Here is a 15,270-nt window from a genome sequence, read left to right as displayed (position 1 = left end):
AGTACTGTGACCACCGGCTATTCAGGAACGCCTCTTGCGAAGAAACTCGGCGTGAAGGACGCCCAGCGAACCTGGCGATACCAGATGCCGGCTTCGGTTGCCGATGAGATTGAGGAAAGCGGTTTCAAACCAGTCCTGCTCAAGACTCCCGCGAGCGGGCTGGACATGGCACACATCTTCGTGACCAGAAAAAGTGATCTCTCTGAGAAGTTGGCCCTGCTGCGGCCGCTCTTGAATCCCGCTGGAGCGATTTGGGTTTCCTGGCCCAAGAAAGCTGCAAAGGTTCCAACGGATATCACCGAGCATCTAGTACGGGCGGAAGCTTTTCCGCTCGGTATGGTCGATATCAAGGTATGCGCCGTGGACGAAAGCTGGACTGCCCTCAAATTTGTGATCCGGAAGAGCGAACGCGACCAAGACTAAACGAACGACAGTACCTCACTCGACGAAACAGCTACTGAAGCTGCCCCAGCCGCTTCCCGGCATCCACCGCCCCGGGGCTTTGCGGAGCTACCCTGATCGCCGCACTGAATGCCGCGCGCGCCCCGGAAACATCCTTCCGGCTCACCAGGATCTGTCCCCAGTAATTCAGGGTTGCCGCGGCCAGCTCCGGAGTCAGACGCCCGTCCCGCACGTCGCGCTCGGCCTGCCCCGCAAGCAGCTCGAAATCGGCCTCGCTCTGCGCCCGGCGATGTAAGAATCCCGGCAGATGCCAGCTCGTCGCCGCCCGGATGAACCGCGCCTCCGGCTCATCGGGAGCCTGGTTCACTGCCTCATCCAGCATCGCCAGCCCGTCCGTGGTCTGTTTGCGCAGATTCCAGATCGCCCAGCTATGCGCCACATCCAGCAACTGCAGGCTGCCGTGATACGCCTTCGCCACCGGATCCCCCGGATACGCCTGCTCCAGTTCGCTCAGCGCCGCATGCGCCTGCTTCGAGGAATCCTCGTTCCCGTTCGTAATCACCCGGAAATAGGCCGTCCGAGCCACACCCAGCCGGTAGGAATACTGCTGGCGGTCATATGCCGAATCCGGTTTCGCCGGCGCTGCGTTGACCTCAGCGGCAAGCAGCAACATCCAGCCAACGCAAACCAGCCTCATCCGTGATTGCAAATCCACTCCTCGCACGCTCGTAATCTATGTCTTTGTATTGGACGCAACGGACCAAGGATATGTTTTCCCCGGCAAGACCAGATTCAATCCTCTACCACTCACCCAACCTTGTATTTCCGTTCCTTCCACTTTGCCCTGATCCCCACCAGCTTCCGCAGCAGCGCAAACCACTGCAGAATGAGCAGTACCAGGATCCCCACCGGGTGCAGGATCGCACTCAGCCAGCTCTGGCGGTACCGGTAGGCGCTCACAAAGCGGATCGTCCATCCGAACACCAGCGCGGCAAAAGCCAGCCTCGCCCCCCGCGCTCCCCCCACGTACATGAGCACAGATCCCCACACCACCAACGGCAGCGGCAGCACCTGCCCGGCAATCAGCAGCACCGTAAACACGGGGAGCCGCACAATCTTCGCCAGGCCCTCGGTCGCGTTCTTGCTCAATCCCCGCCAGGTCTCAAACGTTCCGCGATACATCCGGCAGGTCGCTTCCTGGCTGAGGTCATAGATTGCCGTGCGAAACCCGTTCTCGCGGAAGAGCTTCGGCAGCATCAGCCCATCATGCATCGTCGTGCGAATCGCTTCGTGTCCGCCGCTGGCGAAATAAGCTTCCTTCCGCACCATCATGAACTGGCCGCATCCGGCCGCAAACGCAGGGCGTCGACCCCGGCGATCCAGAACCATCGGCAAAAATCCAAGCAGAATGAAGTGGATCAGGGGAAGCAACAGCATTTCCAGCGGAGTCTTTGTTTCTTCCCGCGGAAACCCGCTCACCAGCGCCTTCTCCGGGAGCTTCTTCTCCTCGAAGTTCAGCTCACTCAGCATCCGGTAAAAGGCTTCAGGCCCGACGCGTACATCGGCATCCAGAAAGCAGAAGACGTCGGTTGTTGCCTTTTGCGCCAGCAGCCAGCAGGCATGCTGCTTCCCGTTCCACCCCTCTGGTAATTCGTCCGCCCGCTCCAGCGTGACGCGCAGATCCTCTTCGGCAATGGCCTGAACGATCTCTGCTGTGCGATCTGTCGAGCCGTCGTCCAGCACGATGAGCTCCAGGTCAACACCCCGCGAGGCCAGCACAGCCTTGACGGTGGCCTCGATAGACCGCTCCTCATCCCGCGCCGGAATCAGGACCGACAGCGGTGGCAGAGGCTTGCGGTTCCATGCTAGCCCGGCCCGGCGAAAGAGGAACACATTGAACGTGAACAACACAGCCGGAATTCCGCAACAAAGCAGAGACAGCGCGGCCAGGCAATCCAGCAGGGTGATGCCACCCACGATGATCGGGTTGGGTATCTGGTCGATTCTGAATTCAATAAATATGGCTAAGAGTGAAGTCATCGTTCGTGCAAACTTCCATGGTCGTGATGGTATGGCTTGCCGGTCACAGCACAGGTGAACCGCTTCCACACCTCGTAGACGCCGCCAATGCCGCCGCCACCCGAAAGGATCGTCTCGAACGCCGCCGGGTCGCGCTCCGTTGCCAGCATCGTCAACTCATCCAGCGTAGCAGCCATCGCGTAGGAAAGCAGGTTGGTCCACGTTCGCGCGTCTTCCATCGTGCCGTCGGCGATCTCCAGCGGCTCGCCGATATTGATCAGCACCTCAGGCAGCCGCTCGTTCCAGAACGTATATTCAATCGCGATCGGCACGCACGTCATCCGCCCGCAACGGCTCATTAGCGCGCCCATCCCCGGGCGAAAAACTACCGGCCGCTTGCGCACATCATTGAACTGGCTCTCCGGCGTAATCCACAACACCGCGCCGGGCCGGTCCATTACCTGTCTTCCGGCTCTCAGCAGCTGTGCAGCGCCGCGCGGAGAGGAATTGTCCACCGGGAAAAATCCCATCGGCTTGAAGATGGAGTAGTGCTCGAGCGCAGTGGCGTCCATCGGAGCATAGTGCTCGCGCTCCGGCAAAATCGTCTGGCCCAGCACCATCGCCGTGAGCGGATCCCACCAGGATGCATGATTGCCAAACAGGATCAGCGGCTCAGCCTGCGGCGCAATTCGACCCGCATTTGCAACGCGGACGCAGTGAAAGTGCCGCCGGAGATACCAGCGCAGGTAGATCGAGAACAGTCCGATCGCGCGTCGCGAGGGCGCTCGCAGCTCCCCGCCCGCCCGCGCCGGATTGACCTTCGTTCGAGTCATGCGTGTGTGCCCGGTAACTGAATCGTCCGCCTCGTCAAACCGTCGCTGCGTGCTCCTCGACCTGGCTCTTCCCGGCAGCCTCTCCTCCACGATACCCCTGACCATATCTTTGGTCTACCGCATCCGCTGCGATCCACCCGGACATTAGAACCATCGGCATGCCAGGCCCCGGATGTGCCGCGCCACCAGCCAGGAAAAGCCCATCCGGATCGCGCCGCTTGTTCGATGGCTTGAAGGCGCCAGTCCACTTGCCATGGCTCGACAGCCCGTAGATCGCCCCGTTCAAAACCTTGTACCGGTTGTGAATGTCCACCGGCGTCAGCGCCCGCTCAAAAACAATCCGCTCTTCGATATCCGGCATCCCCGCAGTCCGCTTCAGCTTGTCCAGAATCACCTGCCGGTACTTCGGGAACATCTCGTCCCAATTGTGCTCAGGTCGCAGATACGGCGTATGTACCAAAACGTACAGCGCGTCGCCACCCTCGGGCGCTGTTGCAGCTTCTGTCCGTGTCGTCGACGCCAGGTAGCAGGTCGGATCCGGTGCGGGCTGGCCGAGATCGTAGATGTGGTGGAACTCTTCCTCTGGATCGCGCGAAAACACAAAGCAGTGATGCGCGAGATGGTCGTAGCGCTTGTTGAGGCCCAGATAGAGCACCACGCCGGAGCAGGCCGGCTCATACTCCCGTTCCTTATCGAACTTCTTTGCAAAGTCCCCGCCCAGCAGTTCGCGATACGTCCGCACCGCATCCTCATTCGAAACCACCGCATCGAAGCGCAGCGTCTCTCCAGCAGCGGTGGTCAAGCCGGCAATCTTGCCGCCCTCTACGACCAGCTTTTCAACCTCGGTCGAAGGGTGGTACTTCACGCCAAGCTCACGGCCCAGCTTTACCAGACCCTCGGGCACAGCGCGCGTTCCGCCCATCGGGTACCAGATGCCCTCCTCCGACTGCATATGCCCAATCGCGCACAAAATTGCGGGGGACGTATCCGGCGATGAGCCCACGTACTGCGTGTAGTGGTCCAGCATCTGAGCCACGCGCTCATCGGGGATGTACTCGCGAATCACGCCGCCCACCGTCTGCCCCAGCCGCATCTTCATCACATCGCGTAAAACGTTCAGCGAGAAGCTGCCCTTCAGGTCAAACGTGTCCATCATCGACCCGACGGGCTTCCAGAAGAAGAACTTGTTACTGATCTCATGCAACTGCTCGCTCAGCTCCTGGAACTTCAGAAAACCCTCGCCCATGCCCGCCTTAAGCTTGTCCAGAGAGGTGGCCATCGCAGCGAGATTATCCTCGAGATCCAGCACCAGCCCGTCCTCAAAGAAGCAGCGCCACTGCGGGTCCAGCCGCTCCATCGGGATGTAGTCTTCGAGCGTCTTCCCGGCTTCAGCAAAGATCCGCCGTAAGACTGACGGACGGATCAGGATCGTCGGCCCCATATCGAACCGGAATCCGTCGCCCTCAAGCTGGGCCGCCTTTCCGCCAAGCCACGCGTTCTTCTCAAAGACCTCGACGTCATAGCCCCGCGCCGCCAAAGTAGCCGCCGCCGAAAGCCCACCCAATCCCGACCCAATCACCGCAATCCGCATTCGTCTCTTCTCCAAAATCTCTATTTCAACTTACGCGCCGCCCGCATCAAGCGCGACAAACCCGTCCATCGTGCCAGCACTCCGCCGCCATGCAGCATCTGCGCCAGCCCGGCAAAAAACTCCACGTGCCGCTCGTCCGTGGGCGCATATGCGTACGGCGAAGGCTTCTGCTGCCGCTGAATCGTCTTCGGCACGGTCATCGCCAGTAATCCCTCCGCCCCGCGCGTCACGCCAAAACCGCTCCGCCCGCGTCCGCCAAACGGAATACGCGGATCAGCCGTAGGCACCACAATATCGTTGATAAGCACGTTGCCGACCCGTAACCGAGCCGCCAACATCCGAGCCTGCTTCTCCGGACCGAACACCGACGCCGTCAAAGCATAAGGGCAAGCCGCACTCGCCGCCACAGCCTCTTCCAAGTCCGCTGCCCGCATCACGCTCAGCAAAGGGGCAAACGCATCCGTTTGCATCGCAAGCATCGAAGGAGTTGCCCCGGAAATGAGTGTCACACCCACTGTCATTTCGCGCGCCTCCTGCCCGTCCAATGCAACTTGCGCACCCTGAACCTGTGCGTCGGCAACGAGTTCCGCCAGCATCCGCCGAGTTTTGTCCGGCACCGGAACCGGCGGCAAAGCAGCTAGCACCTCAGCCAAACGCTCCTCAAACTCCGGAGCGTCCTTCATCCCCACCAGAAAGACCCGCCGCGGCGCCATGCAGGTAAACGATCCATTGAATCGCAGCCCAAACGCCAGCGCTCGGATCGTATGCACCCAATCGGCCCCCGGCAGCACAAACACAGCGTCGCACCCGGAAAGCTCCATCGTCGCCGGGGTCAGCGTCTCCGCCAGTTGCCGCAGAACGGCTTTCCCCGTCTCCGCCGACCCGGTCAACACGACATGATCCACACCCGCCGCCATCGCATCTGTACCGGCCTCAACCGACGAGTCCAGCACCCGCAGCAACTCGGGATTCAGCCCGGACTCCACCAACATTCTTCGCAGCCCATGCGCCACGTCTTCGGTGCCCGGCGCAGGCTTCCAAAGTACGGCGTTCCCGGCAACCAGCGCCTGCAATGTCTGAACACCGGCCAGGAGCAGAGGATAGTTCCCAGCCGCCAGCACCAGCACCAATCCCCACGGAGCGCGTTGCACTTCGCCCTCAACGCCCGAAAGCCAGACCGGCCGCCCAGCAGCGCCAAGCTCCCGCGTCCGCAGCACTTCTTCCGCCTCGTTCTCCAAAAACCGGCAAGCCTCGATCAGCGGCAGTACTTCTGAAACCAGCGAATCCGCCAGCGTCCGGCTAAGTGCGCCCGGTAGGGAAACAGGAATCGTCTCAGCGACATCCACAGCCCGGGCTGCCAGTAACTTCCGCAGTCTACGAATCACCTTGAGCCGGGCGCGCAACGGGGCAGATGCCCAGTCCCGCTGGGCCACCATCATTGCTTCCCGATCGAAGAGAAACCCGGTCACTGGCTCTACCTGAGATACGAGTGTGGAGTGTGAGTGTGAAGTGTGAAAGACAAAACCCTGCGCATCACCCACAATTCACTCTATCTCGCGTTAGGGTTGGGCTCTTCGCCAGGCTGTTCACACTTCACACTCCACGCGCACTCGCTTGTTACCGGACCGACTCATAGGCCGCATTCCCCTGGAGCTGCGGCACCGGATTCCACCCTGGCTCTACCTGCAAGTCCTTCAGCAGCAGCCTCGAAGTGATCCGCGCCGACTCGAAGATCACCGGCAACCCGCTCCCAGGGTGCGTTCCGCCACCCACAAGGTAAACGCCATCCAGATCCTCAAAGCGGTTATGCGGCCGCAGATGCAGCATCTGCTTCAGCGAATGCGCCATGCTGAATGTCGCGCCCAGGTGCAGGTGGAACTCTGAATTCCACGTGGCCGGCGTAAGTTGCCGCTCCACCCGAATCCGCTTCTCCACATCCGTAATCCCGATCTTCTCAAGCTGCTTCAGAGCCATTGCGCGGAATCGAGCCTGCTCCTTCGGCCAGTCGACATTGCGATGTTCATGAGTCACCGGCAGCAAGACATAGAGCGTGCTCATCCCGTCCGGAGCCAGCGTTGGGTCGGTCACACAGGCATTCTGCACATAGAAGCTGGCATCTTCGGTCGTCAACTGGTGCTCATGTTCAATGTCCCGCAGATTCTGCTCGTAGCTCTTCGAGAGATAGATCGTATGGTGCGCCACATCGTCATACTTGCCGTCGATGCCCAGATACAGCATGAACGTCGAACAGGAATAGTCCTTGCTCTCGATCTTCTTATCCGTCCACCGCTTGCGCAGATGGTTGGGTACGAGCCGCTGCATCGCCTGCGCAAAATCCGCATTCACCACCACAGCATCGGCCTTGATTGTCTCTCCGCCAGCTTCTGAGGAAGTCCGTACACCGACAGCGCGGCGGCCCTCAAAGAGCATCGCGTCTACCTCGGTGTTGCGCAGAATGCGAACGCCCATGCCCTCAGCAATGCGCGCCATCGCAGCCGTCACGGCTCCACAACCGCCCACCGGGTGAAATACTCCGTGCTCATATTCCAGAAACGAAAGGATGCTGAACAGACTCGGGCAGGAGAACGGCGACATTCCCAGGTACTTTGACTGGAAGCTGAACCCGAGCCGAATCCGGTCGTCCTTGAAATACTTCCGCAGGTCGGAGTCCAGCGAGCGCCATGGCCGCACCAGCGGCAACATTTTCAGCATCTCCGGCGTGACCAGATCCTTCCAGCTCTCAAACGGAGACTGCAGAATGGGGGCAAACCGCAGCAGCTTTTCGCGGTTATCGCGGAAATACGACTCCAGGCGCGCCGCATCGGCCGGTGAAATCGCGGCAATCTGCGCCTTCATCCGCTCAACATCGGAAGTGGCGTCTACCTGTCCGCCCTTGCCAAATACCAGCCGGTACTGCGGGTCCAGCCGGTGCATCGGGACTTCTTTTTCCAGCGAGTGCCCGGTGGCCGCGAAGATTTCGCGCAACACCTGCGGATACAGAAAGAAGGTCGGCCCCACATCGAACTTGAAGCCGTCCTGCTCCATCGTCGAGGTGCGTCCGCCTACCACCCCGCGCTTCTCTACCACAGTGACTTCCACGCCGGCCTTGGCCAGCAACATTGCCGAAGCCAGGCCACCGGGCCCCGCTCCAACAATCACCACTCTGTCTGCAGCTCGATCAATCGGGTGCTTTGCGCTCATTGTCTCCGGCTTCAATTGCTTAGACGAGAATCCATCCGCTTTGCTCTGAAACTCTAACAAACGCCAGCGGAAATAGCCTCATCTCCCACTCTAGCCCCTGTACAGAGCCTTCCCGTTCCTGCATCGGGATTTAGTTTCGTATCAAACAAGTGAAGCAGGATCAATTTTTGATCCCGCGCGATTGAGCCGAAATCGAAAGTTCGCTTGAGGCCGATCCGCTAAGCAAATACAAGCGCAGAATATCGCTCAATCATCCATTCGGTATGCTGATATCAGCTCAATCGAATCTCTTTCCAAGGAAAAATCCAATTTCCATGCGGTTTTAAGAAAGCTTGCCTGCGCGCGATCATTGCCCATCGCCACCGGAATCTGGCCCGGCTCCCTGTTGAGAAGCTCCAATTCACGCACTATCGGTCGACCACCGAGAAATTGGCGCTCATCTTCGTCATCCAGGATGAAGAAATAGAGAGAAGTGAGTTCCCTGATTGTCTCTACATCAGGCTCCAACTTCACCCCTCGAAGTAGGAAATTGAGTGCAGAGATCGACTCAGCGCTATCAGGTTTGGGATGCGCCACCATGCCGCGGCCCGACGACACGAGCTTCAGTGAGCCTCCTGTATTTGCCTGTAGCAGAGTTGCCGTATAGGACCAGTCCACGTCAACCTTGGTGTGCAAGCGAAGAATCAGAGCATTCGGAAGAAACGGCACAACAGCCGACTCACACGAAGAAAATCCCCCCATTTCTTCTGCAGGCTTCGTCGTCAGCTCCTTCGCCGCAGGGCTCAAAGCAATCCGCCACTCGTCCTTCAAACAAGGCCGCACCACTGCTTCCGATTCAGTCTGCGCAGAGCAAACCAATCCCGCGAAGAGCATGAGCGTTACTGTGAGTATGGACCTGAGCCTGTTGTTAGGCGATCTCAAAGGTTCTCCATTCATCACTTCGATGCCCCAACCTCATCCTTGTAAACCTTGCCGCCCTTCATCACAAAGCTCACATGCTCCAGCACTTCCACCTTATCCAGCGGATTCGCCGTAACCCCGATCAGGTCGGCGTACTTGCCCGCCTCCAGCGTCCCGACATCCTTCGACCGTCCGATCAAATCCGCCGAGCTCTCGGTCGCCGCGCGGATCGCTCCCGCTGGCGTCAGCCCAAACTTCACCATGTAGTGGAACTGCTTCGCGTTGTCCCCGTGCGGATAGACCCCGGCATCGGTCCCAAAGGCAATCTTCACCCCCGCCTTGACCGCCTTGGCAAAATTCTCGCGCTGCAGTTTGCCCAGCCCGCGCTCCTTGTCGATCATCTCCTTGGGCAGCCCAAACTTGGCTGCCTCGCCCAGGATGTAGTCGTCGTTATAGATGTCCGCGTCGAGATACGTCCCGTGCTCCTTCATCAGCCGGATGCCCTCGTCATCGATCAGACTTCCATGCTCGATCGAATCGATCCCGGCCCGCACTGCATCCTTGATCCCCTCCGCACCATGCGCATGCGCGGCAATCTTCCGCCCGGCCCGGTGCGCCTCATCGGCTGCCACCTTCAGCTCCTCGTAGGTGAACTGCTCCGCCCCCGGCTTATCGCCCGCCGACAACACCCCTCCAGTTGCCAGGATCTTGATCACGTCGACGCCGTACTTCACCTGTTCCCGAACCACCCGGCGCACCTCCTCCGGTCCGTCCGCAATGGCAAAATCCTTCTCCGCCGGATACATCATGTTGTTCACCGCCGGGGCAAACCCGTTCATGTCGCCGTGCCCGCCAGTGATCGAAATCCCCGGCCCACTCGCTACCACCCGCGGCCCCGGAATGAATCCCGAATCGATCGCCTTGCGCAGATCCACCGCAAAGAACGGCTGCGAACCCACATCGCGCACGCTGGTAAACCCGGCCAGCAGCGTCTTGTTGGCGTTCACCACGCCGTTGAATCCACCCATGAACGGCGACTGCCGCACCTCGTTGATCGGGTCATACTGGTCCGCCCGCGCCTCCAGATGGGTATGGCAATCGATCAGCCCCGGCAGGACCCAATCCTGCGAAAGATCCACCACCTTTGCTCCCGCAGGAATCGTGACCTCGCCAGCAGCCGCCACCTTGGTGATCCGCTCATCCTCGATCACCAGCACCACGTTGTCCCGCAGCTTGTCCGAAGTAGAGTCAAACAGATGCCCGGCCTTCACATACACCGTCACGGGAGCAGTTGGCGCAACCTGTGCGAACGCGACACTACCCACCGCCGAGGAACACGCGACAGCACCGAAAAGACGAGAAGCGAGAAACAGGCGCAAGAGAAGGCTCCTTGAAACGAATCAGATTTACGAAAATCGGATAATTGTAAATCTATCGCACTTCGGTCTGGGCAGGGGGACTAGTCCAATTGACGACCAAAACTTGCCGTAAAGTGGCACTGACAAGACCTTCCTGCCAAGAAGATTGACATGAAGGACTAGCAGGTGATCGGATAGCTTAAACAGTCATGCAGAGAAAGTTAGTCGCCTCCATAGCCGGAATACTGCTCATCGCAAACCTAGATGCGTGCAGGCAGGCTTGCTATGCTCAATCCGCCGCGAAATATACGGAGATCACGCGCATCTCTTCTCTTGAAGGATGGGCCACCCCTGTGCATGAATCATCCCCGATGGACGCCTGCAGACCGCCCTTACTGGTACCTGATGATCACGTGGCTCTAGCCTGCTTCAGCGTGAAGGATAAGTTTTGGATTCCTGATTACTACATGGAAAATTCAACCCTCACAACTCGGCGATTAACCGCGACAGCTCCGTACGTAACTCAATTGTCTTGCGATGGCAAAGTCTTCGGATATACAGCGATGGCATTCGGTGTGGAGGTCGGATCCGCGTATCGGGTTTGGTGGTTTGATGAAAACAATATCGGCAGAATGACTTTATGGATCCGCTCGAATGAATACCCCGGCGCCCCTCCCTGGACGACGTGCCTGACCGAAGAGAATCTCAAAAAGAAGCGCGATACTATCCCTGGGCTGTCAGATTTGCCGTCGGCCACGCCGCATATAAAGAACTAAAAATCCAGCCAAAATAACCAAATCAATCTAGAGAAGAATCGCTAAACAGCGAGCCCTGCACGAGCCGCGGCTCCTCGCGCACCGGCGGAATCTCCGGAACAGCAGCCTCCCGCAACCTTAGTGCCGCAGCCGCCTGCATGGGAAACACCGCGCCTTCCCAGCTATTGCCCTGGCGACGCGCCAGCACCAGCGCTTCTTCATTTCCGGAGCTTGACGCCACCGCGACGCCGCGCTCATCCCAGATCGCCGAGCGCCCCGCCGGGACCCACCCGCCCGTAGGGTCCGCATGATTGGCCATCACCACCGCCATGCCATGCGTCTTCGCGTACCCGCTCAACAGCGAAGCATCCGCCTCGTAGCCAGCCTCACTCAAGAGCACCGAAGCCGCATACACCTTGGCCTTGTTCCGTGCCGCCTCCGCCGCAAACTCAGCCTTGGCCACATCCGAACAGATGGCCATCGCCACCGGCACCCGGCCCAGTTGCAGCAATGGCCCACCCAGCCCCGGCGCAAACACGCCCAGCTCGCCTGCATGCAGGTTACGCTTGGTATAGACCGCCACCTTGCCATCCGGCAGAAATGCCAGCGTGGCAATATGCAAAGCATCTGCGCCAAACCGTACCGGCGCGCCCACAAGCAGCGCAATCGACTCGCGCCGGGCAAGCGCCCGCAGCGGTTCCAGCCGGGTATCCTGCGCATGCAGCGTGAGCTCAGGCTGCGCGGCAATCAGCTCCAGCTCATACCCCGTGAGCGAAAGCTCAGGGAACACCAACAGCGAAACCCCCAGCCCAGCCGCCGCCGACGCGTAGCGCACATGCCGCGCCACGTTCGCCTCGACATCGCCCGCGCGTGCTGCGTACTGGGCCGCCGCCAGAATCCTAGCCATTCGCCCCCAGCTGTTCGGAATTCAGCCGTGCAAATCCTTCGTGCGCCAGCTTGGCCAGCGCCGCCGTCAGCGTCCGCGACCCGTTCAGCGACTCAGACCGCTCCAGCCGCATTCCCAGTTTCTCCGCGTGCTCGCGAAAATCGATATCGATGTCGAAAAGAATCTCCACGTGATCGCACAGAAACCCGATCGGCTGCAGGATCACCGTCTTCTCTCCCGCCGCTGCCAGCGCGTCCAGCGTGTCCTGCACGCCCGGTCCGATCCAAGGGCCGCCGCTCGCTCCCTGGCTCTGGAATGCGAAATACCAGCTAGGAACCTCCGGCACCAGCGCAGCCACGGCAGCCGCCGTCCGCTTGGCCTCGACAGGATAAGGATCAGGCTCGCCCGCCCCATCCGGCCCCTTCGCAGAACTCGGCCAGAGAATCGGCTGCCCCGGATTCGCCGCCGGAGTCTGAATTGTCCGGCAAGGCACCGAGTGCGCCGTAAAAATCACCGCCGCGTACTTGCCTGTCTCGGCGAGCACGCGCTCCTGCGCCACCCGCAGCCGCTCTGCAAAAGCCTCGGCCAGCAAAGGCTCATCCGCCCAGCCTTCGAGGAAATCCATCTTCATGCCGGCAGCCTCAGCCAAAGCCGCACGGCGATACAGCCCGACAGAAGTCCGCGAATTCTGCGGCGCGAGACAAATCACCGCCGCCTCATCCACGCCATCCGCCCGCATCTGCTTCACGGTGTCAGCAATGTAAGGCCGCCAGTTCCGCATCCCCACATACACTGGCTCGCCCAGCTCCGCCGCCAGCAGTTCCGCCTGGATCATCGTCAGATCCGTCAGCGGCGAATGCCCCTTCGGCTCCCCAATCAGCGAATACCGGTGCTGAATCTCCTCAATGACATGCTGCGGCATAGGACGCCCGCTCACCACATTGCGCAGGTAGTCAGGAATCTGCTCAACATTCTCCGGCGTCCCGTGCGCCAACAACAAAACCGCTCGCTTACCCAAGCTTCACCTCACCCTTGACCGCCGGAAGCGCGTACTTTGGCCCGTGCTCCTTGACCATCTTCACCACCGCCTGCACATGCTCCACCGGAGTCCCCGGCACAATCCCATGCCCCAGGTTGAAGATATGCCCAGCCCGCCCGGCAGCCTGCGCCAGCACCTGCTTGACGCGCGTTTCGAGAATCGGCTCCGGCGCAAACAGCGTAATCGGATCCAGATTCCCCTGCACCGCGCACGCATACCCCATCGACCGCCAGCCCTCGTCCAGCGGTGTCCGCCAGTCCAGCCCAATCACGTCCGCGCCCGTCTCCCGCATCGCCGGCAGCAAGCTGGCTGTGTCCACGCCAAAGTAGATGACAGGAACGCCCATCGCCTGCACCGCGCGAATCAACCGCGTCGTCACCGGCAGCACGTAGTCGCGATAATCCTCAACCGACAGCGAACCGACCCAGCTGTCAAAAATCTGGATGACATCCGCGCCCGCATCCACCTGCTGCTTGCAGAAGGCAACCTGCATCGTGAACACCTTTTCCAGCAGCTTCTGCCACGCATACGGCTCGGCGTACATCATCTGCTTGGTAAAGATATAGTTGCGCGACGAGCCGCCCTCGATCATGTAGCTGGCCAGCGTGAACGGCGCCCCGCAGAACCCGATAATCCCCTTCGAATCGCCAAAATGCCCGACCACCTTGGCAATCGCCGCCGCCACATACTCCAGCTCTCCGGCGCGGTCCGTCCGCAGCTTGTCAATGGCTTCGACGGTCCGCAAAGGATGATGTACATGTGGACCCTCGCCCGCCACAAACTCAAAATGCAGCCCCATCGGCTCCAGCGGCAGCAGCAGATCGGCAAAGATAATCGCCGCATCGACACCCAGCTTTTCAGCAGCCGTAATCGTCACCTCGGCAGCAATATCGGGGCGCTTGCAGATTTCGACGAGGGTGTGATGCTTCCGCACCTCGCGGTACTCCGCCATATATCGCCCAGCCTGCCGCAAAAACCAAACCGGCGGACGGTCCACAGGCTTCTTCAAGCAAGCCCGCAAAAACCGCGCCCCACCCGTCATGCCAAAAGGCACAGCCGACAAATCCGAATCCTCGATCAAAGTGCTCATTACGTTAAATTCTAGTCCGTCGGCCACCATGCATCCAGCGACAGCACTTCCACGCTTTCATTCCACGCAGCTCAAACTCTTGGCTGCAACTACGGCCACCGTCATCCGACGGTCTCGTGAACTCTACATTGGGTAAGAAAAGCGGACGAGACGCACCCAGGTATGCTGGATGCCGTGCGTCTGTTGTTCATTTACCGCAAGGGCTGGCAAAAACAAGGCATTGAGGATCGCGGATCCGTCGCATCCAAATCAGTACTCACTACGTTCGCCGCGTTTTGCCCGACCGGAGAGCCGTCAAGTCTACAAAATCACCCGGCTCAGAACCATCGACTGCCGCAATGACCGCAGGAAGATGAGGCTCGACTTCGGGCCATTGCCCGGAGGGCAGCACGACAATCGCCAGCCTGCGATCCTTCAAATTTTGCTGATAAGAAAGATTGCGATCCGCCGTCACAAAAACGTCAAAGCCCGCCTCTTCAGCCGCCCGCAATAAATCACCGTTTCGCAGTTCTGACCAATCAAGTTCAGCCGCGCGAACGACATCATGATACTCAAGGAAACGCGCCAGGGGTCGAGGCGCGTTCTGGTCAAAGAGAACCTTCAAAGTCGCGCAGGCTCAAGACTATCGCGGTAGGAAAGGACAGCCCGAATCTCTTCGGGCCTCAAATCATAGTTATAAGCAATCTCATCCACCGATTCGCCGCCATCCCAGCTGGAAACAACCAAATCGACCGGCACGCGCGTGTGGCGGATCAGCGGCACACCACTCACCTTACCCGGGACTACCTCAACGCTTTCGCAGCCGGACCAATCCATGAGTGCCTCTGCATAAATTCTAGACCCATTTTCGATTGAGTGTGAAGCGCGAACCTTCATCCAACAGCGTGATAAACCCAAAGTGGACTAAACAGCCTTATGCAGCGCAGCCCGCACCTTCTCCACATGTACTCCATGGCTGCGAATCGCTTCATGAAGCTGATCGCCGGTCACGCCAAACTCCTTCGACCAATAGGCGATATCAGAAGCCATCTTGGGGTTGATTTCCTTCGGATCGTGCGGACCCTTGGTTTGTTCTTCGTGAATGGCATGTGCCTCGTGCGCCTTCGGCGCGTCATGGTGTTCAGACATTGGATAATTCCTCTCAGTTCCCTAGCTTGGATGCCAACCCCCGAGAGGAGATGTACCGCACAGCCTCA

The 15,270-nt window shown here is 59.7% G+C and carries 16 protein-coding genes; 2 read left to right on the top strand and 14 right to left on the bottom strand.

From position 1 onward, the window contains the following. Positions 1-6: 6 nt before the first annotated feature. Positions 7-423, top strand: coding sequence for a DUF3052 domain-containing protein (locus AC5S27_RS02475; protein WP_493933002.1), 417 nt, complete (start codon positions 7-9; stop codon positions 421-423). A 31-nt stretch (positions 424-454) separates the two neighbouring features. Here AC5S27_RS02475 and AC5S27_RS02470 read toward each other — a convergent pair whose 3' ends face one another. From AC5S27_RS02470 to AC5S27_RS02435, 8 genes are all read right to left on the bottom strand, one after another. Continuing rightward, positions 455-1,111 (bottom strand): hypothetical protein, encoded by a 657-nt coding sequence (locus AC5S27_RS02470; RefSeq protein WP_493933001.1) that lies wholly within the window; start codon positions 1,109-1,111, stop codon positions 455-457. Positions 1,112-1,209: 98 nt separating this feature from the next. After that, the gene (locus tag AC5S27_RS02465; protein ID WP_493933000.1) at positions 1,210-2,442 is read right to left on the bottom strand and encodes a glycosyltransferase family 2 protein; all 1,233 of its coding nucleotides are present in this window, start codon (positions 2,440-2,442) and stop codon (positions 1,210-1,212) included. After that, a complete protein-coding gene (locus AC5S27_RS02460; protein WP_493932999.1) occupies positions 2,439-3,254 on the bottom strand; it encodes a lysophospholipid acyltransferase family protein in 816 nt (271 codons plus the stop codon). The genes AC5S27_RS02465 and AC5S27_RS02460 overlap by 4 nt, the downstream gene beginning before the upstream one ends. Positions 3,255-3,288: 34 nt before the next feature. Continuing rightward, positions 3,289-4,845, bottom strand: coding sequence for a phytoene desaturase family protein (locus AC5S27_RS02455; protein ID WP_493932998.1), 1,557 nt, complete (start codon positions 4,843-4,845; stop codon positions 3,289-3,291). 20 nt (positions 4,846-4,865) lie between these two features. After that, entirely contained in the window at positions 4,866-6,314 is a 1,449-nt protein-coding gene (locus tag AC5S27_RS02450) for an aldehyde dehydrogenase family protein (RefSeq protein ID WP_493932997.1), read from the bottom strand. A 148-nt stretch (positions 6,315-6,462) separates the two neighbouring features. Continuing rightward, the gene (gene crtI / locus AC5S27_RS02445; protein WP_493932996.1) at positions 6,463-8,046 is read right to left on the bottom strand and encodes a phytoene desaturase family protein; all 1,584 of its coding nucleotides are present in this window, start codon (positions 8,044-8,046) and stop codon (positions 6,463-6,465) included. A gap of 246 nt (positions 8,047-8,292) precedes the next feature. Beyond that, the gene (locus tag AC5S27_RS02440; RefSeq protein ID WP_493932995.1) at positions 8,293-8,856 is read right to left on the bottom strand and encodes a hypothetical protein; all 564 of its coding nucleotides are present in this window, start codon (positions 8,854-8,856) and stop codon (positions 8,293-8,295) included. A gap of 125 nt (positions 8,857-8,981) precedes the next feature. Further along, the gene (locus AC5S27_RS02435; protein WP_493932994.1) at positions 8,982-10,325 is read right to left on the bottom strand and encodes a Xaa-Pro dipeptidase; all 1,344 of its coding nucleotides are present in this window, start codon (positions 10,323-10,325) and stop codon (positions 8,982-8,984) included. Between the two features lie 188 nt (positions 10,326-10,513). Here AC5S27_RS02435 and AC5S27_RS02430 point away from each other — a divergent pair, with 188 nt between their 5' ends. Next, the gene (locus AC5S27_RS02430) at positions 10,514-11,080 is read left to right on the top strand and encodes a hypothetical protein (RefSeq protein ID WP_493932993.1); all 567 of its coding nucleotides are present in this window, start codon (positions 10,514-10,516) and stop codon (positions 11,078-11,080) included. Positions 11,081-11,102: 22 nt separating this feature from the next. Here AC5S27_RS02430 and AC5S27_RS02425 read toward each other — a convergent pair whose 3' ends face one another. The 6 genes from AC5S27_RS02425 to AC5S27_RS02400 all read right to left on the bottom strand — a co-directional run bounded on the left by AC5S27_RS02425 (position 11,103) and on the right by AC5S27_RS02400 (position 15,202). Continuing rightward, the gene (locus AC5S27_RS02425) at positions 11,103-11,966 is read right to left on the bottom strand and encodes a carbon-nitrogen hydrolase family protein (RefSeq protein WP_493932992.1); all 864 of its coding nucleotides are present in this window, start codon (positions 11,964-11,966) and stop codon (positions 11,103-11,105) included. After that, positions 11,959-12,963, bottom strand: coding sequence for a ferrochelatase (locus tag AC5S27_RS02420; protein ID WP_493932991.1), 1,005 nt, complete (start codon positions 12,961-12,963; stop codon positions 11,959-11,961). The genes AC5S27_RS02425 and AC5S27_RS02420 overlap by 8 nt, the downstream gene beginning before the upstream one ends. Further along, the gene (gene hemE, locus AC5S27_RS02415) at positions 12,956-14,074 is read right to left on the bottom strand and encodes a uroporphyrinogen decarboxylase (RefSeq protein ID WP_493932990.1); all 1,119 of its coding nucleotides are present in this window, start codon (positions 14,072-14,074) and stop codon (positions 12,956-12,958) included. The genes AC5S27_RS02420 and hemE overlap by 8 nt, the downstream gene beginning before the upstream one ends. Positions 14,075-14,333: 259 nt before the next feature. Then, complete coding sequence (locus tag AC5S27_RS02410) at positions 14,334-14,678, bottom strand: DUF5615 family PIN-like protein (RefSeq protein ID WP_493932989.1); 345 nt, start codon at positions 14,676-14,678, stop codon at positions 14,334-14,336. Next, positions 14,675-14,890, bottom strand: a complete 216-nt coding sequence (locus tag AC5S27_RS02405; RefSeq protein WP_493932988.1) for a DUF433 domain-containing protein — start codon at positions 14,888-14,890, stop codon at positions 14,675-14,677. Before AC5S27_RS02405 ends, AC5S27_RS02410 begins: the two co-directional genes overlap by 4 nt. A gap of 87 nt (positions 14,891-14,977) precedes the next feature. After that, positions 14,978-15,202: a DUF3606 domain-containing protein gene (locus tag AC5S27_RS02400; protein ID WP_493932987.1), complete on the bottom strand. Its 225-nt coding sequence runs from the start codon at positions 15,200-15,202 to the stop codon at positions 14,978-14,980. Between the last annotated feature and the right edge of the window lie 68 nt (positions 15,203-15,270).

It is taken from the genome of Acidicapsa borealis, assembly GCF_059115245.1.
This window is presented reverse-complemented; position numbering and strand designations above follow the sequence as displayed.

Coding starts and splice junctions, on each gene's coding strand:
- AC5S27_RS02465 (WP_493933000.1), bottom strand. CDS start 2,442: ATGACTTCACTCTTAGCCATATTTATTGAATTCAGAATCGACCAGATA.
- AC5S27_RS02460 (WP_493932999.1), bottom strand. CDS start 3,254: ATGACTCGAACGAAGGTCAATCCGGCGCGGGCGGGCGGGGAGCTGCGA.
- AC5S27_RS02455 (WP_493932998.1), bottom strand. CDS start 4,845: ATGCGGATTGCGGTGATTGGGTCGGGATTGGGTGGGCTTTCGGCGGCG.
- crtI (WP_493932996.1), bottom strand. CDS start 8,046: ATGAGCGCAAAGCACCCGATTGATCGAGCTGCAGACAGAGTGGTGATT.
- AC5S27_RS02430 (WP_493932993.1), top strand. CDS start 10,514: ATGCAGAGAAAGTTAGTCGCCTCCATAGCCGGAATACTGCTCATCGCA.
- AC5S27_RS02425 (WP_493932992.1), bottom strand. CDS start 11,966: ATGGCTAGGATTCTGGCGGCGGCCCAGTACGCAGCACGCGCGGGCGAT.
- hemE (WP_493932990.1), bottom strand. CDS start 14,074: ATGAGCACTTTGATCGAGGATTCGGATTTGTCGGCTGTGCCTTTTGGC.
- AC5S27_RS02405 (WP_493932988.1), bottom strand. CDS start 14,890: ATGGATTGGTCCGGCTGCGAAAGCGTTGAGGTAGTCCCGGGTAAGGTG.
- AC5S27_RS02400 (WP_493932987.1), bottom strand. CDS start 15,202: ATGTCTGAACACCATGACGCGCCGAAGGCGCACGAGGCACATGCCATT.